This is a genomic window from Qipengyuania thermophila (assembly GCF_004153605.1).
Classification (GTDB): Bacteria; Pseudomonadota; Alphaproteobacteria; order Sphingomonadales; family Sphingomonadaceae; genus Qipengyuania_B; species Qipengyuania_B thermophila.
Map to the genome: position 1 here is coordinate 40,252 of NZ_SDSI01000007.1, position 22,965 is coordinate 63,216.

The following is a 22,965-nucleotide window of genomic DNA, read 5'->3' on the forward strand; positions in this document are numbered from 1 at the left end:
TATGCGATGCGCAAACAGATGGGAAAGACCCCGCAATGAATGACCAACCCGCGCGCGTGAAAACCGGCACTGCCGGTCTGGACCAGGTCCTGTGCGGCGGTCTGTCGCCCGAGCGGGTGTATCTCGTCGAAGGCACGCCCGGCACGGGCAAGACGACCCTTGCGCTCCGGTTCCTGCTGCAGGGCGCCGAGGAAGGGGACACGGGCCTCTACATCACCCTGTCCGAAACGAAGGACGAGCTGCACGGCGTGGCCGCCTCGCACGGGTGGGATCTTGGCGCGATCTCGGTGCTCGAACTCGTGGCCGAGGACGAGTTCGGCAGCGACTTCGAACAGACCCTCCTGCACCCTTCCGAGATCGAGCTTGGGGAAACGGTGCGCGGCATCATGCGCAGGGTGGAGGAGGTGAACCCCGCGCGGGTCGTGCTCGACAGCCTGTCGGAACTGCGGCTGCTGGCGCAAAACGCGCTGCGCTACCGGCGCCAGATCCTCGCGCTCAAGCACTTCTTCTCGCGCCGCAACTGCACGGTGGTGCTGCTGGACGACCGCACCGCGGAACCCAACGACCTGCAGCTGCACAGCGTCGCGCACGGGGTCATCACGCTTGAGCAGACCGCCAACGATTTCGGGTCCGAACGGCGCCGGCTGCGGATCATCAAGATGCGTGGCATGCGCTATCGCGGCGGCTATCACGACTTTACCATCGAGACCGGCGGCCTTGCCGTGTATCCGCGGCTGATCGCCGCCGAACACGCGCGCGACCACGACATGACCGCCGTGTCCAGCGGGCTCCCTGCCCTCGACAAGCTGCTCGGCGGAGGACTTGTGCCCGGCACGAACACCCTGCTGGTTGGGCCGGCGGGCGTGGGCAAGACGACCACGGCAATGCTGACGGTGCTCGAAGCGCTTCGGCGCGGGGAGAAGGCGGCCTACTACCTCTTCGACGAACGTGTCGCCACGCTGCGGCTGCGGGCCAGAGCGCTCGGGATGGAGCTGGAACCCCACGAGGAATCCGGCCACCTCATCATCCGCCAGGTCGATCCGGCCGAGCTGTCGCCGGGAGCCTTCGCCGGAGCGGTGCAGGACGCCGTCGAGCGCAACGGCGCGCGGACGATCGTGATCGACAGCCTCAACGCCTACCTTCACGCCATGCCCAGCGACAATTTCCTCCTGCTGCAGATGCATGAACTGCTCAGCTATCTCAGCCAGCAGGGGGTGGTGTCGCTGATGATCCTCGGGCAGCATGGCATCACTGGCGACCTGCGCAGCGACGTGGACATCAGCTACCTTGCCGACACGGTCATGATGCTGCGCTACTTCGAGGCGGAAGGCGCGGTGCGCAAATCGATGGCCGCGATCAAGACCCGGACCACCAATCACGAGCGCACCATCCGTGAATTCACAATCGGCGCCGGCGGCATCACCATCGGCGAGCCGCTGACGCGCTTCGAAGCCGTTCTGACGGGACAGCCCCGCTATCCGGCGGGTGGAGGTGGCTTGTTCGGCGATGAGTGATCCGGCTGCTCTCCCGGCGGCCCGCGACCATGCCGCCATCGTCTACGCGCCGCGCGGCCGGGACGCGCAGGTCGCGGCGGACGTGCTGCACCGCCATGGCATCGAAACCCTCGTCGCCAGGTCGATGGAGGAGGTGCGCCAGCAGATGCTGGCGGGCGTGGGCGCCGCCGTCCTCGCCGAGGAGGGTCTCCACTACGATGGCTTCCGCCTGCTGGAGCAGCAGCTTGCCGAGCAGGCTCCATGGTCCGACCTGCCGATCGTCGTCCTCACGAATGGCGGGCGCATGTCCCGCACCCTGGCCGAGACCGAGCGCCTGCGCTCGCTCGGCAATGTCGTGCTGCTGCCCCGCCCGCTGCACGCCGACGAGCTTGTCCACGCGGTGAAGTCGGCCCTGCGCGCGCGTGAGCGCCAGTACGAGACGCGCGGCCATCTCGAGGAGCTTGAGCGCCGCCAGAAACGGCTGCGTGCCAGCGACCGGCGGTTCCAGGCGATCGCCAACTTCATCGACCAGATGGTCTGGTCGACCCTTCCCGACGGGTACCACGACTACTACAACGACCGGTGGTACGAGTTTACCGGAGTTCCGGTCGGCTCGACCGACGGGGATGCGTGGAACGGCATCTTCCATCCTGACGATCAGGAGCGGGCCTGGGCGCGCTGGCGCCATTCGCTGGCCACGGGCGAACCCTACGAGATCGAGTATCGCCTGCGCCACCGCAGCGGCGAATACCGCTGGGTGCTGGGCAAGGCGAAGGCGGAGCGCAACAGCGCCGGGGCGATCACCCGCTGGTACGGCACCTGCACCGACATCCATGACCAGGTGCTCGCCCGCGAGATGCTCGCCCGGTCGCGCACCGCTCTCGAGGAAGCCGTGCGCCAGCGGACCGAGCAGCTCGAAACCGCGCTGGCCGAGCGCGAGGCGGCCTGGGCCATGGCGGTCGACCTGCTCGTGGTGGTCGATCCCGACACCAGATTCTCCGCCATCAACCCGGCATGGACGACGCTGCTCGGCTGGTCGCCCGAGGACCTGATCGGCCGGCCTTTTCCCGAGATCACCCACCCGGACGATCTCGAGGAAACGCTGGTCAAGTTCCGCTCCGTCTTCGACGAGCCGCTGGTCGATCCGTACGAGTTCCGGCTCCGGCACAAGGACGGCAGCTACCGCTATTTCGCCTGGACGGCGCAGTTCAACAACGGCGCGGTGTTCGCGACCGGACGCGACATGACGCAGCAGCGGCTGCAGGCCGAAGCGCTGGCGGCGACCGAGGCGGCTCTGCGCCAGAGCCAGAAGCTTGAAACCATCGGCCAGCTCACCGGCGGCGTGGCGCACGACTTCAACAACCTGCTGATGGCCATCCGGTCGAGCCTCGACCTGCTGGAGAAGCGCCTGCCGGGCGACGATGCGAAGCTTGGCGCCCTCTTGCGCAACGCGGTCAAGGCGACGGAACGGGGAGCAAGCCTCACCCAGAGGATGCTGGCCTTCGCGCGCAAGCAGGAACTGGACGTGCGGCCCACCTCCATCGTCGATCTGCTCGAAGGGATGCGCGACCTTCTGGAACGCTCGCTCGGTCCGCAGATCGCGGTGACGATCCATGCGCCCCGCGATGTGGCCGACGCCATGGTGGACCCGAACCAGCTCGAAATGGCGGTGCTCAACCTCGCGGTGAACGCCCGCGATGCGATGAACGGACCCGGCAGGCTCGACTTCCATCTCGAGGAAGTCGACGTTGAGAGCGCGCCGGATCTCGCCCCGGGCCGGTATCTCAGCCTGCGGGTGCAGGACACCGGCAGCGGCATGGACGCCGCCACGCTTGCCCAGGCGCTCGAGCCGTTCTTCACCACCAAGGGCGTGGGCAAGGGCACCGGCCTCGGCCTGTCGATGGTGCACGGGCTGGTGCATCAGCTTGGCGGGGCGCTGCGGCTCGAGAGCACCGTCGGCGAGGGCACAACGGCGACGATCCTTCTGCCGGCGATCCGGGCGGCGGCCGCGCCCGGTCAGCCGGCAAGCCCGATCAGCCGCGAGGACGCGGTGAGGCGGCGCCTGCGCATCCTGACGGTCGACGACGATGCCCTCGTGCTGTTCGGGACCGCCGCCCTGCTGGAGGATCTGGGGCACGAGGTGGTGGAGGCCGGATGCGGCGAGGAGGCGCTGGAACTCGCCCGCACGTCGGACCCGTTCGACCTCGTGATCACTGACCAGGCGATGCCGAACATGACCGGGCTGCAACTGGCGGAGGTGCTTCACGAGGAGCAGCCGGACCTGCCCGTCATCCTCGCCAGCGGCTATGCCGAGATCGAGGAGGGCGCCCTTCGCCTCATCGCCGCGCGGCTCGAGAAGCCGTTCACCGACGAGGCGTTGCGGCGGGCCATCGCGAAGGCGCTCGACAGCGTGTGCGAGCCGGCGCAGTAGCATGGGCGGCCGCCGCTGCGCCGTCGCAGGAGAAACCGCATGAAATCTCGCGCCGCCGTCGCCTTTACCCCCAGACAGCCGCTAGAGGTGGTGGAAGTGGACCTCGAAGGTCCGCGCGCGGGCGAGGTGCTGGTGGAGATCATGGCCACCGGCATCTGTCACACCGACGCCTACACGCTGGATGGTCACGACAGCGAAGGCATCTTCCCCGCCATCCTCGGTCATGAGGGGTGCGGCGTGGTGCGCGAAATCGGTGCCGGCGTCACCTCGGTCGCGCCGGGCGACCACGTCATTCCGCTCTACACGCCGGAATGCCGGCAATGCAAAATGTGCCTCAGCGGCAAGACCAACCTGTGCAGCGCCATCCGCGACACGCAGGGCAAGGGGCTCATGCCGGACGGCACCAGCCGCTTCTCGTACCGGGGCGAGCCGATCTACCACTACATGGGCTGCTCGACCTTTTCCAATTTCACCGTCCTGCCGGAGATCGCCGTGGCGAAGATCCGCCCGGACGCGCCGTTCGACACCACCTGCTATGTCGGCTGCGGCGTGACCACCGGTGTGGGCGCCGTGCTCAACACTGCCAGGGTGCAGGTGGGCGACACCGTCGCCGTCTTCGGTCTGGGCGGGATCGGCCTCAACGTCGTGCAGGGTGCACAACTGGCCGGGGCGAGCCGGATCGTCGGCGTCGACATCAACCCCGCGCGCGAGGATTGGGGCCGCCGGTTCGGCATGACCGACTTCATCGACGCGCGCGCCGGCGGCGTGGTGGAGCGGATCGTCGCCATGCTCGACGGCGGGGCGGACTACTCGTTCGACTGCACGGGCAACACGGACGTGATGCGGCAGGCGCTGGAATGCTGTCACAAGGGCTGGGGAACCTCCGTCATCATCGGCGTGGCGGAGGCCGGCAAGGAGATCGCCACGCGTCCCTTCCAGCTCGTCACGGGCCGCAACTGGCGCGGCACGGCGTTCGGCGGCGCGCGGGGGCGCACCGACGTGCCCCGAATCGTCGACTGGTACATGGACGGGCGGATCGCCATCGATCCGATGATCACCCACCGTCTGTCGCTGGACGAGATCAACCGCGGCTTCGATCTCATGCGCCGGGGCGAGAGCATCCGGGCCGTCGTCATCTACTGAGACCAACGAGGAGACTTCAGCCATGTTCAGCCACGTCATGCTCGGCGCCGACGACATCGAGGCGTCGAAGGCGTTCTACGACGCCACGCTTTCGGCACTGGGGGGCCGCGCCGGCACTCTCGACCCCAAGGGGCGTGTGTTCTACATGCACAAGGGCGGCATCTTTCTGCTGACGAAGCCCATCAACGGCCAGCCGGCAAGCTGCGGCAACGGCTCCACCATCGGTTTTGCCGCCGACAGCGAGGAGCAGGTGCACGCATGGCACGAGGCGGGGCTGGCGCATGGCGGCACGGCGATCGAGGATCCGCCGGGCCTGCGCGAGGGTGCGGGCATGAAGCTCTACCTCGCCTATCTGCGTGATCCGGCCGGCAACAAGATCTGCGCCATGCACCGGCCGGGCTGAGGTGGAGACGGTCTCCGAAGCGAGGGCGTTTGGCGGCACGCAGGGCGTCTACCGCCACCCGTCCGCCAGCACCGGCACCGGCATGACGCTGGCCGTCTTTGTCCCGCCGCACGCGCCGGGCGAGCGCCTGCCGGTGCTGTGGTACCTGTCGGGCCTGACCTGCACCCATGCGAACGTCATGGACAAGGGCGAGTACCGACGGGCCTGCGCCGAACACGGCATCATCCTCGTCGCGCCGGACACCTCGCCGCGCGGCGACGATGTGCCCGACGATCCGCAGGACTTCGCCTTCGGCCAAGGCGCAGGCTTCTATCTCGACGCGACCGAACAGCCGTGGGCGCGCCACTACCGGATGCGGTCGTATGTCGAGGAGGAGCTGCCCGGCCTTGTCGCGCAGACCTTCCCCGCAGACATGACGCGGCAGGGCATCACCGGCCACTCCATGGGCGGGCACGGCGCCCTCACCGTCGCTCTTCGCAATCCAGGCCGCTTCCGCTCGGTGAGCGCCTTTGCCCCGATCGTGGCGCCCGGCCGCGTTCCGTGGGGGCAAAAGGCGTTCGCGCGCTATCTCGGCCCGGACGAGGCGAGGTGGCGCAAGTATGACGCCGTCGCGCTGATCGAGGACGGCGCGCGCCTGCCGCACCTGCTCGTCGATCAGGGCCTGGCCGACCAGTTTCTGGTGGAACAGCTGCAGACCCACCGCCTCGCCGCCGCCTGCGAGGCGGCGCAGATGCCGGCGCAGATCCGCCTGCACGAGGGCTACGACCACTCCTACTATTTGGTCTCGACCTTCATGGCCGACCATGTGGCCTGGCACGCGGAGCGGTTGGGCTCCTAAGCACCTCAGCAGAACGCTCCACCTTGACCAATGAGCCAATTCTCTAAAGGTTGTCTCCATACTGAAGAAGGGGGGCAAAGCGATGCTGAAAGAAGCTAGAAAACTTATATCAGCGCTTCTAGCAAACCCTGATCCACAAATAACTTCTGAAGAGAGTGCCTACAGGCGCTTGGCTGATCGCGGCTACTCCCCGAAATCGATCATTGATGTTGGTGCGCACGAGGGTGAGTGGACACGCTTGGCAAAGCGAGTATTTCCTGAAGCGAAAGTCCTGATGTGCGAAGCTTCGGAACAGAAGGCTGCGAATTTAGAGAGTATCTGTCGAGAACTCCCAAACACCACCTATTCAATCGCCCCATTGGCAAGTGAAGGGGGGAAAGAAGTCACATTTTACCTTATGGATAATGCTTCTTCTATTATGCCCGAGAATAGCAATATACCACGAGAAGAGGTAAGACTTACTACAAAGACGTTGGACGACGTTGCATCAGAAATGGATGGACCGATCTTCCTTAAGATTGATGTTCAAGGGGCGGAGTTAGAGGTGCTGAAAGGAGGAACTGAAACGCTTAGGAAATGCGATGTCATCCAACTCGAGGTTGCTGTTCTAGAATATAATAGAGGCGCGCCTGATATGAGAACTGTTTTGGAAACGATGCACAGACTCGGGTTCTCTCCTTTTGATATCGGTGGTCTGGTCAGGCCCGATTCAATCAACCTAGTCCAAATAGACCTGTTGTTCGCCAAGCATCACTCTCCGTTGCGGCCGACTTATTTCGCTTTCTGAATGCGGCTTGAGCACTGCTCAGCAATTTTCACAGAAATCCTTCCTGATCACCCATCCGCCGCGGCACATCCAGTCCCAGGTGCCGCCAGCCGTCATCGTTCAGCACCCGCCCCCGCGCGGTGCGGGCGAGCAGGCCGAGCTGGATGAGGTAGGGTTCCACCACATCCTCGATGGTGTCGCGCGGTTCGGAAAGGCCGGCGGCCAGCGTTTCGACCCCCACCGGCCCGCCCTTGTAGGTGGTGGCGATCATGGTGAGGTAGCGGCGGTCCATGGCGTCCAACCCCAGCCGGTCGATCTCCAGCCGGGTCAGCGCCGCGTCCGCCACCGCGCGCGTCACCGTCCCCGCGCCGGCCACGTCGGCAAAGTCGCGCACCCGTCTGAGCAGCCGCCCGGCCACCCGCGGCGTGCCCCGCGACCGGCGGGCGATCTCGCGCGCGCCGCCCTCGTCCAGCGCGAGGTTCAGCAGCCGCGCCCCGCGCGTCACCACCCGCAGCAGCTCGTCCTCGGTGTAGAAGGTCAGGCGCACGGGAATGCCGAACCGGTCGCGCAGCGGCGTCGTCAGCAGCCCCTGCCGCGTGGTCGCGCCGACCAGCGTAAATGGCGGCAGGTCGATCCGCACCGACCGCGCCGACGGCCCTTCCCCGATCATGATGTCAAGCGCGCGGTCCTCCATCGCCGGGTAGAGCACCTCCTCGACGACGGGATTGAGGCGGTGAATCTCGTCGATGAACAGCACATCGCGCGCCTCGAGGTTGGTCAGCAGCGCGGCCAGATCGCCCGCCTTGGCGATCACCGGGCCGCTGGTGGCGCGGAACCCCGCGCCCAGTTCGCGCGCGACGATCTGCGCCAACGTCGTCTTGCCAAGGCCGGGCGGGCCGAAGAACAGCGTGTGGTCCATCGCCTCGCCCCGCGCCTTTGCCGCGGCGATGAACACGGCAAGGTTCTCCCGCGCCGCCTCCTGCCCGACGAATTCGGCCAGCGACTTCGGACGCAGCGCGGCGTCGGGATCGTCCGGTTGCCGGGCGGGGGTGTGGAGGGGGGTCATGCGAGGTGAGCGTGTGGCTCTAGACGGCCGTTGAAGCAAGTTCACGATGGGCGGGAGACCAAGGTGCTCTCGTTAACCCGCAAACGTCATGCTGAACTCGTTTCAGCATCCATCCTTCCACACAAGGCAATCCATGCCGCGCGAGCGCCACCCCTGCGTCTACATCCTCGCCAGCCAACGCAACGGCACGCTGTATATCGGCGTCACCAGCGACCTTGTCGCCCGGCTGTGGGAACATCGCACTGGAGCCAGCAATGGCTTCACAAGCCGCTACGCGGTTAACCGCCTCGTCCGCTACGAGATGTTCGGCGACATGGATCGGGCCATTGCACGCGAAAAGCAGCTGAAGCGATGGCACCGGCGGTGGAAGATCAACCTGATCGAAGACGCAAATCCGGATTGGCATGACCTTGCCCCTGCCTTGGGCTTGCCTCCCATTCCTCCGCGCGTGACGAGGGATGGATGCTGAAGCGAGTTCAGCATGACGACAAGAACGCCTCACCCCGCCGCCCTCTTCAACGCCACCCGGATCAGCTCCCCCTCGCCCGCGCCTTCGCCCAGTTCGCTCTGCGCTTCCGCCACGGCGCGGGCGGCGACGGCGGGTTTGAAGCCGAGGTTCTCCAGCGCGGACACGGCATCGGCGCTCGCGCCGCTCACCCGCATGGGCGCGCCCGCCGCCACGCCCGCGCCGCCGCCGCCCGGCAGCGCGCCGGCCCTGTCGCGCAGTTCGTTGACGATGCGGCCGGCCAGCTTCGGCCCCACGCCGTTCGCCCGCGCCACCATCGCCGCATCCCCGCTGGCGCAGGCGTCGCGCAGCTCGCCCGCCGACAGCGCCGACAGGATCGCCAGCGCCACCTTCGACCCCACCCCCTGCACGCCGGTCAGCAGGCGGAACCAGTCGCGTTCCGCCGCGTCGGCGAAGCCCAGCAGGCGCATGTCGTTCTCGCTCACCTGCAGGTCGGTGTGCACGCGGCACGCCTCGCCCACATCGCCCAGCGCGGCGAGGGTCCGGGCCGAACAGTGGACGAGGTAGCCGACGCCCGCCACGTCGATCACCGCCCAGTCGGCGCCGACCTCCTCCAGCCGGCCGGACAGGCGGGCGATCATGCGCGCACTCCGTTCGTCGCTGGTGCAGAACACATGGACCGCATGTGACACGGTCCTGAGAGGAAAACGTACCAAGCGTCCTGCCGCGGCGGACGCAGCGGGCAGGGCATGGACGACGGGATGGTCATGGCGCGTCGATGACACGATTCGGTGCCGTAGGGAAGCACGCGCCCGCCATCTCGACACGCGCCGTCGCGGCCCTAAAGACGCGGCATGAGCTGGAACACGTTCGGGCGGGTTTTCCGCTTCACCACCTGGGGGGAAAGCCATGGGCCGGCGCTCGGCGTCGTGATCGACGGCTGCCCGCCGGGGCTGACGCTTACCGAACAGCGGATCCAGCCCTTCCTCGACCAGCGGCGGCCGGGCCAGAGCCGCTTCACGACGCAGCGGCGCGAGGCCGACGCGGTCCGCATCCTGTCCGGCGTGTTCGAGGGACGCACGACCGGCACGCCCATCAGCCTGCTGATCGAGAACACCGATCCGCGTTCCGCCGACTATGCCGCCCTGGCGCAGACCTACCGGCCGGGTCACGCCGACTATGCCTACGAGGCGAAATACGGCTTTCGCGATCCGCGCGGCGGCGGACGCAGCTCGGCGCGCGAGACCGCCGCGCGGGTGGCGGCGGGCGCGGTGGCGCGCGCGGTGATCCCGCAGGTCGACATCCTCGCCCGTGTCGTGGAGATCGGTGGCGACCCGGTCGATCCGGCGCGCTTCGACCGGGAGGAAATCGGCCGCAACCCGTTCTTCAGCCCCGACGCGGCCGCGGCGACCCGCTGGGAGTCGCTGGTGGACGAGGCCCGCCGGTCCGGTTCCTCGCTCGGCGCCGTCGTCGAATGCGTCGCGACGGGTGTGCCGCCGGGCTGGGGCGCGCCAGTCTATGCCAAGCTCGACGCCGACCTTGCGGCCGCGATGATGGGGATCAACGCCGTCAAGGGCGTGGAGATCGGCACCGGCTTTGCCGCGGCGCGGCTGCGCGGAGAGCAGAATGCCGACGCCATGCGCCCCGGACCGAACGGACCGGACTTCGCCTCCAATCACGCCGGCGGCATCGCCGGCGGAATCAGCACCGGGCAGCCGCTCGTCGTCCGGGTGGCGTTCAAGCCCACCTCCTCGATCCCGGCGGCGCTGAACAGCATCACCCGCGACGGCGAGGCCACGCAGGTGCGCACGACCGGGCGGCATGATCCGTGCGTCGGCATCCGGGGCGCGCCGGTCGTCGCGGCCATGATGGCGTTGGTGCTGGCCGACCATGCGCTGCTGCACCGGGCGCAGTGCGGGCAGGGCTGATCAGCCGGCGATAAGAATTTTCGATGGCGGCAATCGACAATCTCGGGTTTGCTGCGCTGCAACACGCACTACATGGCGGCGTGCAACCGCTTCAACATGGAGACAGTTTCAATGGGTATCATCGGCTCGCAGCTGCAGCCTTTCTCCGCCACCGCCTTCCAGGCGGGACGCAACTTCTTCGAGGTCACGGACGCGGACGTGCGCGGCAAGTGGGCGGTGTTCTTCTTCTATCCCGCCGACTTCACCTTCGTCTGCCCGACCGAGCTGGAGGATCTGGGCGAGCACTACGGCACGCTGCAGAAGCTCGGCGTCGAGGTCTATGCGGTGAGCACCGACACCCATTTCAGCCACAAGGCGTGGCATGACACCTCCGAGCGGATCGGCAAGCTGACCTTCCCGTTCCTCGGCGACCAGTCGCACACGCTGGCGAACAATTTCGGCGTGCTGCGCGAAGGCGCGGGACTGGCCGACCGCGCCACCTTCGTGATCGACCCGGACGGCGTGATCCAGATCATGGAGATCACCTGCGAAGGCGTCGGCCGCAACGCCAACGAACTCGTCCGCAAGATCCGCGCGGCGCAGTATGTGCGGGAGAACCCCGGACAGGTGTGCCCGGCAGCGTGGGAAGAAGGCAGCGAGACGCTGGCCCCCTCGCTCGATCTGGTCGGCAAGATCTGACACCCCGATACGGCGGGCGCCCCCTCCCCCCTTCGCGGCGCCCGCCGTCAAGAGCCCGGGTTCAACTCGGGTCGCTGGAAGACCCGGAGCCACCATCCCCCGGCTTCGGGTCTTCTGCGCCTCGGGACTTCTTCAACGTGGAGACAACAGCCATGCTCGACAACGCCATGCAGGCGCAGCTGCGCACCTACCTCGACAACCTGCGCACGCCGGTGGAGCTCGTGGCCTCGCTCGGCGACGACGAGAAGTCGGCGCAGACGCGGCAGCTGCTGGAACAGATCGCCGCCCTGCACCCCGACGTCCGCTTCCTCGACGACGGCACCGATGCGCGCCGGCCCAGCTTCATCATCCGCCGCGCCGCGGAGCCGGACCGCTGGGTGCGGTTCGCCGGCCTGCCGCTGGGCCACGAGTTCACCTCGCTGGTCTTGGCGCTGCTGTGGGCCGGCGGCCATCCGCCCAAGGTCGACAGCGCCCTGCTGGAGCAGGTGCGCGCGCTCGAGGGGGAACATGCCTTCGAGATGTATTTCTCGCTGTCCTGCCACAACTGCCCGGACGTGGTGCAGGCGCTGACGCTGCTGGCGCTGGAGAACCCGAGGGTCACCGCCACGCTCATCGAAGGCGGCACCTTCCGCGACGAGGTGGAGGCGCGTGAGGTCATGGCGGTTCCCGCGGTGTTCCTCGACGGCAAGCCGTTCTGGAACGGCCGGCTCGACCTTGCCGAACTGCTGGCCAAGCTCGACACGGGCGCCGAGGCCCGCGCGGCGGCGGCGCTGGACGGCAAGGCGCCGTTTGACGTGCTCGTCATCGGCGGCGGCCCGGCCGCGACGGCCGCCGCGGTGTACACCGCCCGCAAGGGCATCCGCACCGGCGTCGCCGCGGAACGCTTCGGCGGCCAGCTGAACGACACGCTCGGGATCGAGAACCTGCCCGGCACCCCCTACACCGAGGGGCCGAAGCTGGCCGCCCAGCTCGAGAGCCATGTCGGCGCCTACGGGGTCGACCTCATGAAGGCCGTCGCCGCCACCGCTCTCGCTCCGGCGGCAGAGCCGGGCGGGCTGCACGCGGTGACGTTCGGAAACGGCGCCACCCTCAGGGCGCGCACCCTCGTTCTGGCGACCGGCGCCCGCTGGCGCACGCTCGGCGTGCCGGGCGAGCAGGAGTACCGCAACCGCGGCGTCGCCTATTGTCCGCACTGCGACGGACCGTTGTTCAAGGGCAAGCGCGTCGGCGTGGTCGGCGGCGGCAATTCGGGGGTCGAGGCGGCCATCGACCTTGCCAACATCGTCGAGCACGTCACCCTCGTCGAATACGCCGAGACGCTGCGCGCCGACGAGGTGCTGCAGCGGAAGCTGCGCTCGCTGCCCAACGTGACAATCGTGACGAACGCCCAGACCACCGAGGTGATCGGTGACGGCGCGCGGGTGACGGGCATCGCGTACCGCGACCGCGCCACCGGCGCGCAGCACCGGCTCGATCTGGCGGGGCTGTTCGTGCAGATCGGACTGGTGCCCAACACCGAATGGCTGCGCGACAGCGGCGTGGCCCTGTCCCCCCATGGCGAGATTGTGATCGACGAGCACGGCGCCACTTCCGTCCCGGGGATCTTCGCGGCCGGCGACGCCACGACGGTCCCCTACAAGCAGATCGTCACGGCCATGGGCGAAGGGTCGAAGGCGGCCCTGAGCGCGTTCGACCACCTCATCCGCACCGACCCGGCCGAGCCGGTGGCCCGGGCCGCCTGACCGGGGGATCGCCGGACCGGCCGTTGCCTCCAATCGGCCGGCCGGCGGCCCCGCCATGGCGCGGCTGCCCATGTGTGGCTGCGTCAATGACTGCGGCACAACATTTCGATTGGACGCATGGCGGCCGGTTCCGCACAATGCTGGGCACAACAGGCATTGGAAGAGAGGAACCGACCATGGACGTGGCAACCGGATCGCTGCCGGGAGGCGGCTGCCCCTTCACCGGCAACACGCAGACCCGCTCGCTTCTCGGACGCACCAGCCGCGACTGGTGGCCGGATGCGCTGAACCTCGACATTCTCCACCAGGGCGGCGTCTCCCCCGACCCGATGGGCGACGATTTCGACTATGCCGAAGCGTTCAACGCCCTCGACTACCACGCGCTGAAGGAAGACCTGCGCGCGCTGATGACCGACAGCAAACCGTGGTGGCCGGCGGACTACGGGCACTACGGTCCCTTCTTCATCCGCATGGCGTGGCACGCGGCGGGCACCTACCGCACGGCGGACGGACGCGGCGGCGCGTCGAGCGGGCAGCAGCGGTTCGCGCCGCTCAACTCGTGGCCCGACAACGCCAATCTGGACAAGGCCCGGCGCCTGCTGTGGCCGATCAAGCAGAAATACGGCAAGAACATCAGCTGGGCCGACCTGTTCATCCTGACCGGAAATGTCGCCATCGAGTCGATGGGCGGACCGGTGTTCGGCTTCGGCGGCGGGCGGCGCGACGTCTACGAGCCTGAGCGCGACGTCTACTGGGGCACGGAGGAGGAGTGGCTCGGCGACACGCGCATCGATCCCGACAAGGATCTCAAGCTCGAGAACCCGCTGGCGGCGATCCAGATGGGGCTGATCTACGTCAATCCCGAAGGGCCGGGCGGCAATCCCGATCCCCTCGCCAGCGCCCGCGACATGCGCGAAACCTTCAGCCGGATGGCGATGAACGACGAGGAGACCGTCGCGCTGACCGCCGGCGGGCACACGTTCGGCAAGTGCCATGGCGCGGGTGACGCCTCGCTGATCGGCGCCGAGCCCGAAGGGGCGGACATCGCCTTCCAGGGCCTTGGCTGGACCAGCGGCTACGAGTCCGGCGTCGGCGAGCACGCGATCACCTCGGGGCTGGAAGGGCCGTGGACCAACACGCCCGACCGCTGGTCGGAAAACTATTTCCGCCTGCTGCTCGACTATGACTACGAACTCGTCACCAGCCCGGCCGGCGCGAAGCAGTGGCAGCCGATCAACCAGCGCGAGGAGGACAAGGCGCCGCATGCGTTCCGGCCCGGAGTGCGCGTGCCCACGATGATGACCACGCCCGACATGGCGCTGAAGATGGATCCGGAATATCGCAAGATCTCCGAACGCTTCCGCGCCGATCACGAGGCGTTCAAGGAGGCCTTTGCCCGGGCGTGGTTCAAGCTGACCCACCGCGACATGGGCCCCAAGATCCGCTACCTCGGCCCCGAAGTGCCGGAGGAGGACCTGATCTGGCAGGACCCGGTCCCGCCCGGCCGCACCTTGTCCGACGCCGAAGTGGCCGAGCTGAAGCAGGCCATTCTCGACAGCGGGCTCACCGTGCCGCAGCTCGTCAAGACCGCGTGGGCCTCGGCCTCGACGTGGCGCAAGTCGGACCTGCGCGGCGGTGCCAACGGCGCGCGGATCCGCTTCGCGCCGCAGAAGGACTGGGCGGTGAACGAGCCGGAGGAGCTGAAGCTGGTGCTCGACCGGCTGGAGCAGGTGCGCGGCGACCGCGACGTGTCGATGGCCGACATGATCGTGCTGGGCGGCACGGTGGCGGTCGAGAAGGCCGCGCGCGATGCGGGGTTCGATATCGAGGTGCCCTTCACCTCGGGACGCGGCGACGCGCTGGAGGAATGGACGGATGCCGCAAGCTTCGAGCCGCTGGAGCCGAAGGCGGACGGGTTCCGCAATTACCTGAGCACCAAGCATTCGGTCAAAACCGAGGAGCTGCTGCTCGACCGGGCGCAGCTGCTCGACTTGTCGGCGCCGGAAATGACGGTGCTGGTCGGCGGGTTGCGCGTGCTCGGCGCCAATCACGCCAGCGCCGGCAAGGCGGGGCAGTTGACCGACCGGCTGGGACAGCTGACCAATGACTGGTTCGTCAACCTCCTCGACATGAAGACGGCGTGGAAGGTCATCGACGACAGCGGCGACGAGACGTTCGTGGGAACGGATCGGGAGACGGGCGAGGAGCTGTGGGGCGCGACGCGCACGGACCTCATCTTCGGCTCCAACTCGCAGCTGCGTTCCATCGCCGAGGTCTATGCCGAGCGCGGGCACGAGGAGAAGTTCGTGCGCGACTTCATCAAGGCGTGGACCAAGGTGATGAACGCCGACCGCTTCGATCTGAGCTGGGCGAAGTACCACAAGATGCACCAGCCGGAGCCGGCCCAGGCCTGAGCGCGAGCGGACACGGTGTCTGCAACCACCCCACCGGCAGCGATGCCAGGGGTGTGGCTGCGGCGGCGCACGGATGGAGTCGAGCCGACGTGCAGGGTGGCGGATTGAGGTGTTCGACCTTGCCCTAATCATGGCCGGCGGGTTCGTGGCCGCCGCCGTCTCCGGTGCCGCCGGGTTCGGCGGTGCCCTTCTGCTGTTGCCGTTGCTGACGCACATGGCCGGGGCGAAAGTCGCGGTTCCCCTTCTGACGGTGGCTCAGCTGACCGGCAATCTTGCCCGGATCGGGTTCAATGCGCAGGCGATCGCCTGGCGCCCCGTCGGTCTGTTCCTGCTCGGCGCGGTCCCGGCCGCTGCCCTCGGAGCGTTGTCCTTTGTCTCGCTGCGCGAGGATGTGGTGGTGCGCGCCGTCGGGGCGGCGCTGCTCTGTTTCGTGCTGCTGCGCGTCACAGGTGTGCTCACCCTGCGCCCTTCGCGCTCGCTTCTGATTGGCGGAGGCGCGCTGACCGGGTTCCTTTCCGGCCTGGTCGGCAGCGCCGGTCCGCTCGGCGCGGCCGTCTTTCTGAGCCTGAACCTGCCTCCACCTGTGTATATCGCCAGCGAAGCGGTGTCCGCGGCGGCGATGCACGGGTTGAAGATGGCGATCTACGGAACGCAGCTGCGGCTCGATCCGGCGTTCTGGTCGGTCGCCTTCGCGCTTGGGGGAGCGATGATCCTGGGAACGTGGGCCGGCAAACGGCTCGTCGAGAAACTGTCGCCCGACCGGTTCCAGCGGCTCGTCAGCGTTCTCCTGAGCGCAGCCGCCGCACAGATGCTGCTTTTCGGCTAGTTCGGCGGGTGCGGGCTGGCCGTTCGCGCGCGTCTAGCGCCCTCGCCGCAGCACGAGATACAGCGCCCCCTCGCCCCCGTGCCGGGGATGCGCGCGGCGGATGGCGGCGATGCTGCCGGCGTGGGGGCCGGCGGCCAGCCAGTCGAGCACCTTGGCCCGGATCGCGCCGCGCCGCGTCCCCCGGTCCGCCGCCTCCACCGGGCGCGGCTTGCCGGCGATCAGCAGCACGACCCGCGCCCCGATCGCCCGCGCCTGCGCCAGGCCGTCGTTGAGGCGGTGATAGGCGCCGTCGAGCGTGGTGCCGTGCAGGTCGAGGGTGAGGTCGGGGTGCAGCCCGCCGCCCCGGATCCGCCGCTCCCAATGGCCATCGAGGCCGCCCGACAGGGGAGAACGCGGGGTCCGGCTCCCCGTCTGCACGCGGTCGGCACGGGGCGGCGGCGCGGTTGCCCCGGTCGCCGGAGGCGGAGCGCACCGTGGCGGTGAGCCGGGCTGCCCGGCGGGCGGCGCGCCGGCCTGTGCCGGCCCTGGCGGCGTTCGGCTGTCCAGCGGCCGCACCGTCGCCGTGACCCTCGCCCACAGCTCCGCCTCCTGTGCCGTCAGGCCGCGCGGCGGCTTCACTGCAGCCGGCCTTCAGCCTCCAGCCGCGCCACCGTTGCCCGGGGCAGCAGGACCAGCGCGCGGCCGCTGGAACTCATGTCGCCGGCGATGCGACGCGCGTCCTCGCCCGCACCCCAGAAGGTGTCGAACCGGTTGGCACCCCTGATTGCGCCGCCGGTGTCCTGCGCCACCCACAGCCCGTCCGCCTCGTCCCGGTCGAGGTCGAGCCACACCGGCGCGCCGTAGGGAACGAAGCGCGGGTCGACCGCGACGCTGACGCGCGGCCGCACCGGCACGCCAATCGACCCGAGCGGCCCGTCCCCGCTCAGTTCCCGGAAGAACACCCAGCTGGGGTTCTCGCGCATGAGCGCGCGCCCTGCCTCCGGGTGATCGCGCAGATAGGCCATGATGCCCTGCATCGAGGGCGCGTACTGCCCCGGCTCCTCGCCAAGAAGACCCCGGTCGCGCAGCAGGCGGCCGATGGCCACGTAGCCATGGCCGTTCTGCCCGGCATAGCCGATCCGCATCACCGATCCGTCCGGCATGCGCAGCCGGCCCGAGCCCTGGATCTGCAGAAAGAACAGCTCCACCGGATCGAGCGCCCAGGCCAGCTCAAGGCCGCGTCCCGCCAGCGCGCCATCTTCAATGGCCGCCCGGTCGTGGTAGTCGACGAAGCGGCCGTTCTCGTCGTAGCGCCCGAGCGGCGGGCGGCCGTCGCGCTGCTCGGGCGGCGTGTCAGCCGGCCAGGCGCGCACGAGGTCCGGCGGAAGCGCATAGACGGCCATGGCGCCGGGGACGGGCACCGGGCTGCCCTCGATCTCCGGCTCAAAATAGCCTGTGGCGAAGGCCGCGCCGCCGGCCACTTCCAGCGTATCGAACTGCGTCCGGAAGAACTCCGCCGCGTCGCCGTCAGCCGCGACGCGCGCCGCGGCGCAGGCTTCGCTCCAGTCTTCCGGCCGGGTGAGGCCGCTCAGATCCGTGCGTTCGAGCAGGACGGGACAGCTCTCGCGGAACGCGCGGAGCGCCCGCGCCGCACTCGCCGCGCCCGACACGAGGTGCGCCGTCGGCTCTCCTCTGCGCAGCGGCGCGTCGAGTGCCCGCGCCGCGGCCGGGGCAGGCACCTGCGCCGATGGGGGTGGCCCTGCCGGGGCGGGAGCCGGGGAGACGGTGCGCACGCAGCCGGCGAGGAGGACCGCGGCGCAGACCGCCACGACGGTTCGGGCGTTCATGGCAGCAACCGCACCCCTGTTGCCGGACCGGCGCGCCGGCTCAGTCCTGATCGGTCTCGCTGAGCAGCCAGGCCGGATCATCCGAGGAGACATCGCGCGTGAACGTCCACAGGTCGCGGCTCTCCACCGCGTCGTTGAGCGACCCGGCAACGACATTGCCGTCGCGGTCGCGCGTGACGGCCGCCACGTCGGCCACGAACAGCACGGTGACATGGGCCATCCGACCCTCGAGCCGCGCATCCTGGACAGTGGCGTCCTCGATGCGGATCAGGCGGTTGTCGAGCGATTCGCCGGCCGCCTCGCGCTCGTCGATGGCGTTGACGAACCCCGCATACACGTCGTCCGCGCACAGGTCGCGCAGCGCGTCGCGATCGCCTTTCCAGAAGGCTTCGAGCACCATGGCGTAGGCGCCCTTGGCCCCTTCGAGGAACCGGAGCAGATCGAACTGGCCATCCGCCGCCGCGATGGCGCGGATGCCGGCCTCGGCCTGCGGAGCGGTGTCGACCGCCCCCGCCGCCGGAGCGGACGCAGCCGGGGCGGCCACATGGTCGCGCGCCGGCGCCTTCTCGGCGTCCCGCGCCTCCATGCGCCGCGGCACGACCTCCTCGCCATGTTCGGCGCGGCGGCCCAGAACCGAATACAGCCGCAGCCCCAGAAAGGCGGCAATCATGGCCAGAATGACAATCTCGATAATCACAGCGTTCTCGCAATCGTGCATTCGCGCCCGCCGGCGCAAGCCCTGCCGCCCGGTCATGGGCAGTCATGCCCTACATAGGTGAACAATTCAACGGAACAACGCTCTGGCGGCACGCTGGCTCCCGGCAAGGTGCATTGACCTGTGGCGCGCGGCGGCATAGGGCGGCCGCCACGCTTCCAATCCCGACAAGACGGAACACACCCCGATGGCTGAACCAGGCAACGTGCTGACGGATCTCGACGGTGATGCTGCCGCAAACGGTGCCGACACCCGTCCGGCGGCCGGCATCATCTCGCAGTATGTCAAGGATCTCTCGGTCGAGAATCCCAACGCGCCGAACAGCTATCAGTGGCAGGAACAGCCGCAGATCGACCTGCAGTTCAACATCGCCGCGAACCGCGTCACCGAGGAGGTCCACGAGGTCGAGCTGAAGGTGAACGTCACGGCCAAGGGCGAGAAGGGCAACTTCTACCTCGTGGAGCTGGCCTATTGCGGGCTGGTCGGGATGCGCAACATTCCGGACGATCAGGCGCACGCCTTCCTTTACGCGGAGGCGCCGCGGCTCATCTTCCCCTTCGCCCGCCGGATCGTGGCCGACGCCGTGCAGGATGCGGGTTTCCCGCCGCTGGTTCTCGAACCGATCGACTTCAACGGGCTGTATCTTCAGCAGTTGCAGGCGCGCCAGCAGGCCGGCAACGCGGATGCGGCACCGGCCGGCAACGCCTGAGTCTCATCCCGGCCTGCGCGTTCGGGACCCGTCCTGACCGATGAGCCTCATCAAGAACGTCAGCACGATCGGCGGGCTGACCGCCGTCAGCCGGGTGTTCGGCTTTGCCCGCGACATCCTGCTGGCCCGGGTTCTCGGCGCCGGGGGCATCGCCGATGCCTGGCAGCTCGCCTTCCAGCTGCCCAACCTGTTCCGCCGGCTGTTCGCCGAAGGCGCTTTCGCGAGCGCGTTTGTTCCCCTGTTCAACCGGCACATGACCGAGAGCGACCGGTCGGCGCGGCAGTTCGCGGCCGAGGTGCTGGCCATCCTGCTGCCGATCCTCGTCGTGTTCGGCGGCCTGTTCATGCTGTTCATGCCGTGGATCCTCTACGCCTTCGCCAACGAGGAGCTGCGCGGCGACGCGCGCGTCTACGACCTCGGCGTGACGATGGCCCGGATCGCCTTTCCCTACCTGCTGTTCATGAGCCTCGCCTCGCTGCTGGCGGCGGTGCTCAACTCGCTCGCCCGTTTCGCGGCTGCCGCTGCGGCGCCGATCATCCTCAACCTGTTTCTCGTGCTGGCGCTCATCTATGGGATGATCCTTCCCGCGGGAGAGGAGAGCAAGGCGGCCACCGGCCTTGCCCTGGCGATCTCCGTCTCCGCATCGGGCCTGGCGCAGCTGCTGTGGCTGGGCTGGTGGATGCACCGAGGAGGCTTCCGCATCCCGCTGGTTCGCCCCCGTCTCACAGCGCGGGTGAAGGAGATGGGCATCCTCATCGTCCCCGCGGTGTTCGGGGCCGGCGTCTATCAGATCAGCCGCCTCGTCGACCTGGCCTTCATGCGCGGCCTGCCTGACGGGAGCCTGACGCACATGGCGATGGCTGATCGCTGGAACCAGCTGCCGCTCGGCATCATCGGCATTGCCTTGGGCACGGCCATCCTGCCCTCGCTCTCGCGCATGGTGTCGCGCGGCGAGGGGGATCAGGCGCAGCGGCTGCAATCGAACGCGGTGGAGCTGTCGATGCTGCTCACCGTGCCGGCGGCCGTGGCGCTGTATTTCATTGCGACGCCGCTGGTGCGCACATTCATGCAGGGCGGCGAGTTCACCGCGCAGGACGCGGCGATCACCGGAAACGTGCTGTCCGCCCTCGTGCTGGGCCTGCCGGCCTATGTGCTGGTCAAGGTGCTCACCCCCAACTTCTTCGCGCGCCGCGACACCCGCACGCCGGTCATCACCGCCGCCATCAGCCTCGTCGTCACCATTGCGCTGAACCTCCTCCTCGTGCCGCGTCTCGGCGTGGTGGCGCTGGCGCTCTCCGGGTCGGTCGGCGCATGGCTCAACTCGGCCCTGCTCTACACCCTGCTGCACCGGCGCGGCTTCTACCATCTGACCGGCCTCGTCATCGGCCGGCTGGCGCGGATCGCGCTCGCCGCGGCGATGATGGGCGTTGCCCTGTGGTGGTTCACCGATGCAACCGCGCCTGCCGCGGGCGCGGGAACGACCCAGCGGCTGTTCGCGCTGATGCTCCTGATGCTGGTGGGCGGGGTCGCCTTCGTCGTCACCGGCGCGGCGCTGCGGATCGTAGACCGTCCGACGATCTCCAGGCTGATGCAGCGCGATGCCTGACGTCCTGCCTGATGCCCTTCCAGTCGCCGCGCGCGTCGTGTCCGGCATCCAGCCGACGGGCAACCTGCACCTTGGCAATTATCTGGGCGCCATCCGCAACTGGGTGGCCATGCAGAACAGCCTGGGGCCGGACGGCACCTGCCTGTTCTTCCTGGCCGACCTGCACGCCCTGTCCATGCCGCTCGACCCTGCCCGCCTGCGGCGCGAGACGGTCGAAATGGCGGCGACGCTGCTGGCCTGCGGCATCGATCCGACGCGCTCGGTCCTGTTCAACCAGGGGCAGGTGCCGCAGCACGCCGAGCTTCAGTGGCTGCTGAACGGCACCGCCCGGATGGGCTGGCTGAACCGCATGACGCAGTGGAAGGACAAGGCAGGAAAGAACCGCGAGGGCGCGAGTGTCGCCCTGTTCACCTATCCCGTCCTGCAGGCCGCGGACGTGCTGCTGTACCAGGCAACCCACGTCCCCGTGGGGGAGGACCAGAAGCAGCACCTTGAGCTCGCGCGGGACATCGCGCAGAAGTTCAACAACGACTTCGCCGAGCCGCAGCTTGGCCGGCCGCTGTTCACCCTGCCCGAGCCGATTATCCCGCCCAGCGCGGCGCGCATCATGTCGCTGCGCGACGGGTCGGCCAAGATGTCGAAGTCGGATCCCTCGGACATGAGCCGCATCAACCTCACCGATGGCGCCGACGCCATCGTCCAGAAGATCCGCAAGGCCCGCACCGATCCCGAGCCGTTGCCGTCGGAGGCGGAGGGGCTGGACGGGCGGGCGGAGGCGGCGAACCTCGTCACCATCTATGCCAGCCTCGCCGGAACGCACGTCGCCGCCGTGCTGGCCGATCATGGCGGGTCCGGCTTCGGGGCGTTCAAGAACGCGCTCGCGGACCTGCTCGTCGCCACCCTCGAACCCATTTCCACGCGTCTGCGCGACCTGCTCGCCGATCCCCGCCATGTCGAGCAGATGCTGGTCGACGGCGCGGTGCGCGCCCGCGCGCTGGCCCAGCCCACGCTTGACGCCGCCTACAAAGCGGCCGGCATCCTGCGCCCCGGCTCCCTCTAACCCGCTTAAAACCCGTCGTTTTCTCGCTTTGTTCAAAGCGAGTTCACCTTGCCGCAGCTAAGGCACGGAACAACGCTCGCCCTGGCGAGTCGGTGACAATGCGAAAGGCGGAGAAGGCGATGGGCAAGTTTCATCAGTTCGGGCGTGCGGCAAAACTGGCGTCGGTGCCGCTGCTCCTCGCGAGCCTGGCGGCCTGCGCCACCCCGTTCCGCGCCGACGTGTCGCGCTTCCAGTCGCAGCTTCCGGCGCCTCAGGGGCAGACCTTTGCCGTGGTCGCCGCCGATCCGGCGCTCCAGGGCGGGCTCGAGTTCGCGCTGTACGCGAACTACGTGGCCGATCAGATGCAGCGCCTCGGCTATCAGCGCGCTTCCTCACCCGAGACCGCAAACCTGCTGGTCCGCTTCAACTACGGTGTCGACAACGGCCGCACGCAGATCCGCTCCACTCCGGGTTTCCGCGATCCGTTCTGGGGTCCGTGGTACGGATATGGGCGCTTCTACCGTTCGCCCTTCGGCCACCGCAGCTACTGGGGTCCGGGCGCCTGGGCCTACGGCTTCCACGATCCGTTCTTCGGCGGGCCGGAAATCCGCAGCTACACCGTCTTCACCAGCGGCATTTCGCTGCAGATCGAGCAGGCGGGCACGGGACAGCGGCTGTTCGAAGGGCGGGCCGAGGCGGTCTCCACCTCGAACCGGCTGCAGCACCTCGTGCCGAATCTGGTCGAGGCGATGTTCACCGATTTCCCCGGCAATTCCGGCGAGACGGTGCGGATCTCGATCGCGCCCGAAGGGGACCGGCGCACCGTCCGGCCGATCCGTTGAGCAACGTCTGAAAGCAGCGGGCGGAGCGGCGAGT

At 68.5% G+C, this 22,965-nt stretch carries 21 protein-coding genes; 16 read left to right on the plus strand and 5 right to left on the minus strand.

Going from position 1 to position 22,965, the window contains the following annotated elements:
- Nucleotides 1–35 precede the first annotated feature (35 nt).
- The 6 genes from ETO60_RS10720 (at nucleotide 36) to ETO60_RS10745 (ending at nucleotide 7,095) form a co-directional block, all read left to right on the plus strand.
- The gene (locus tag ETO60_RS10720) at nucleotides 36–1,514 is read left to right on the plus strand and encodes an ATPase domain-containing protein (RefSeq protein ID WP_130005558.1); all 1,479 of its coding nucleotides are present in this window, start codon (nucleotides 36–38) and stop codon (nucleotides 1,512–1,514) included.
- Complete coding sequence (locus ETO60_RS10725) at nucleotides 1,507–3,924, plus strand: PAS domain-containing hybrid sensor histidine kinase/response regulator (protein ID WP_130005560.1); 2,418 nt, start codon at nucleotides 1,507–1,509, stop codon at nucleotides 3,922–3,924. Before ETO60_RS10720 ends, ETO60_RS10725 begins: the two co-directional genes overlap by 8 nt.
- Before the next feature lie 39 nt (nucleotides 3,925–3,963).
- The gene (locus ETO60_RS10730; RefSeq protein WP_130005562.1) at nucleotides 3,964–5,067 is read left to right on the plus strand and encodes an S-(hydroxymethyl)glutathione dehydrogenase/class III alcohol dehydrogenase; all 1,104 of its coding nucleotides are present in this window, start codon (nucleotides 3,964–3,966) and stop codon (nucleotides 5,065–5,067) included.
- Nucleotides 5,068–5,089: 22 nt separating this feature from the next.
- Nucleotides 5,090–5,470, plus strand: coding sequence for a VOC family protein (locus ETO60_RS10735; RefSeq protein WP_130005564.1), 381 nt, complete (start codon nucleotides 5,090–5,092; stop codon nucleotides 5,468–5,470).
- Between the two features lies 1 nt (nucleotide 5,471).
- Entirely contained in the window at nucleotides 5,472–6,308 is an 837-nt protein-coding gene (gene fghA / locus ETO60_RS10740; RefSeq protein ID WP_130005567.1) for an S-formylglutathione hydrolase, read from the plus strand.
- A gap of 82 nt (nucleotides 6,309–6,390) precedes the next feature.
- Entirely contained in the window at nucleotides 6,391–7,095 is a 705-nt protein-coding gene (locus ETO60_RS10745; protein WP_130005569.1) for an FkbM family methyltransferase, read from the plus strand.
- Nucleotides 7,096–7,123: 28 nt separating this feature from the next.
- On the opposite strand, the gene ruvB is transcribed toward ETO60_RS10745, so the two are convergent.
- On the minus strand, nucleotides 7,124–8,140 hold the full coding sequence (ruvB, locus tag ETO60_RS10750; protein ID WP_130005571.1) for a Holliday junction branch migration DNA helicase RuvB: 1,017 nt from the start codon (nucleotides 8,138–8,140) through the stop codon (nucleotides 7,124–7,126).
- 88 nt (nucleotides 8,141–8,228) lie between these two features.
- On the opposite strand from ruvB, the gene ETO60_RS10755 reads away from it, so the two are divergent.
- Complete coding sequence (locus ETO60_RS10755) at nucleotides 8,229–8,609, plus strand: GIY-YIG nuclease family protein (protein ID WP_234026457.1); 381 nt, start codon at nucleotides 8,229–8,231, stop codon at nucleotides 8,607–8,609.
- A gap of 29 nt (nucleotides 8,610–8,638) precedes the next feature.
- Here ETO60_RS10755 and ruvA read toward each other — a convergent pair whose 3' ends face one another.
- On the minus strand, nucleotides 8,639–9,247 hold the full coding sequence (gene ruvA, locus ETO60_RS10760) for a Holliday junction branch migration protein RuvA (protein WP_130005648.1): 609 nt from the start codon (nucleotides 9,245–9,247) through the stop codon (nucleotides 8,639–8,641).
- Between the two features lie 213 nt (nucleotides 9,248–9,460).
- Between ruvA and aroC the strand changes: the two genes are divergently transcribed.
- From aroC to ETO60_RS10785, 5 genes are all read left to right on the plus strand, one after another.
- Complete coding sequence (gene aroC, locus ETO60_RS10765; protein WP_130005575.1) at nucleotides 9,461–10,534, plus strand: chorismate synthase; 1,074 nt, start codon at nucleotides 9,461–9,463, stop codon at nucleotides 10,532–10,534.
- Nucleotides 10,535–10,645: 111 nt separating this feature from the next.
- Nucleotides 10,646–11,212, plus strand: a complete 567-nt coding sequence (gene ahpC, locus ETO60_RS10770) for an alkyl hydroperoxide reductase subunit C (RefSeq protein WP_130005650.1) — start codon at nucleotides 10,646–10,648, stop codon at nucleotides 11,210–11,212.
- Between the two features lie 152 nt (nucleotides 11,213–11,364).
- A complete protein-coding gene (gene ahpF, locus ETO60_RS10775) occupies nucleotides 11,365–12,954 on the plus strand; it encodes an alkyl hydroperoxide reductase subunit F (RefSeq protein WP_130005652.1) in 1,590 nt (529 codons plus the stop codon).
- A gap of 176 nt (nucleotides 12,955–13,130) precedes the next feature.
- Entirely contained in the window at nucleotides 13,131–15,368 is a 2,238-nt protein-coding gene (katG, locus tag ETO60_RS10780; protein ID WP_130005577.1) for a catalase/peroxidase HPI, read from the plus strand.
- Between the two features lie 73 nt (nucleotides 15,369–15,441).
- Nucleotides 15,442–16,194, plus strand: a complete 753-nt coding sequence (locus ETO60_RS10785) for a sulfite exporter TauE/SafE family protein (protein ID WP_234026458.1) — start codon at nucleotides 15,442–15,444, stop codon at nucleotides 16,192–16,194.
- A 33-nt stretch (nucleotides 16,195–16,227) separates the two neighbouring features.
- Here the strand turns inward: ETO60_RS10785 and ETO60_RS10790 are convergent, their stop codons facing one another.
- The 3 genes from ETO60_RS10790 to ETO60_RS10800 are packed head-to-tail and all read right to left on the minus strand — an operon-like array spanning nucleotide 16,228 to nucleotide 18,717.
- Nucleotides 16,228–16,812 carry a Smr/MutS family protein gene (locus ETO60_RS10790; protein WP_130005579.1) on the minus strand — a complete coding sequence of 195 codons (585 nt, stop codon included), beginning with the start codon at nucleotides 16,810–16,812 and terminating at the stop codon, nucleotides 16,228–16,230.
- Complete coding sequence (gene mltA, locus ETO60_RS10795; protein WP_130005581.1) at nucleotides 16,809–18,020, minus strand: murein transglycosylase A; 1,212 nt, start codon at nucleotides 18,018–18,020, stop codon at nucleotides 16,809–16,811. Before mltA ends, ETO60_RS10790 begins: the two co-directional genes overlap by 4 nt.
- Before the next feature lie 40 nt (nucleotides 18,021–18,060).
- Entirely contained in the window at nucleotides 18,061–18,717 is a 657-nt protein-coding gene (locus ETO60_RS10800) for a Tim44/TimA family putative adaptor protein (RefSeq protein WP_130005583.1), read from the minus strand.
- Between the two features lie 205 nt (nucleotides 18,718–18,922).
- On the opposite strand from ETO60_RS10800, the gene secB reads away from it, so the two are divergent.
- The 4 genes from secB (at nucleotide 18,923) to ETO60_RS10820 (ending at nucleotide 22,931) form a co-directional block, all read left to right on the plus strand.
- Nucleotides 18,923–19,444, plus strand: coding sequence for a protein-export chaperone SecB (gene secB, locus ETO60_RS10805; protein ID WP_130005585.1), 522 nt, complete (start codon nucleotides 18,923–18,925; stop codon nucleotides 19,442–19,444).
- A gap of 40 nt (nucleotides 19,445–19,484) precedes the next feature.
- On the plus strand, nucleotides 19,485–21,050 hold the full coding sequence (gene murJ, locus ETO60_RS10810) for a murein biosynthesis integral membrane protein MurJ (RefSeq protein WP_130005587.1): 1,566 nt from the start codon (nucleotides 19,485–19,487) through the stop codon (nucleotides 21,048–21,050).
- Complete coding sequence (trpS, locus tag ETO60_RS10815; protein WP_130005589.1) at nucleotides 21,043–22,110, plus strand: tryptophan--tRNA ligase; 1,068 nt, start codon at nucleotides 21,043–21,045, stop codon at nucleotides 22,108–22,110. Before murJ ends, trpS begins: the two co-directional genes overlap by 8 nt.
- A gap of 119 nt (nucleotides 22,111–22,229) precedes the next feature.
- The gene (locus ETO60_RS10820; RefSeq protein ID WP_130005591.1) at nucleotides 22,230–22,931 is read left to right on the plus strand and encodes a DUF4136 domain-containing protein; all 702 of its coding nucleotides are present in this window, start codon (nucleotides 22,230–22,232) and stop codon (nucleotides 22,929–22,931) included.
- Nucleotides 22,932–22,965: the final 34 nt, after the last annotated feature.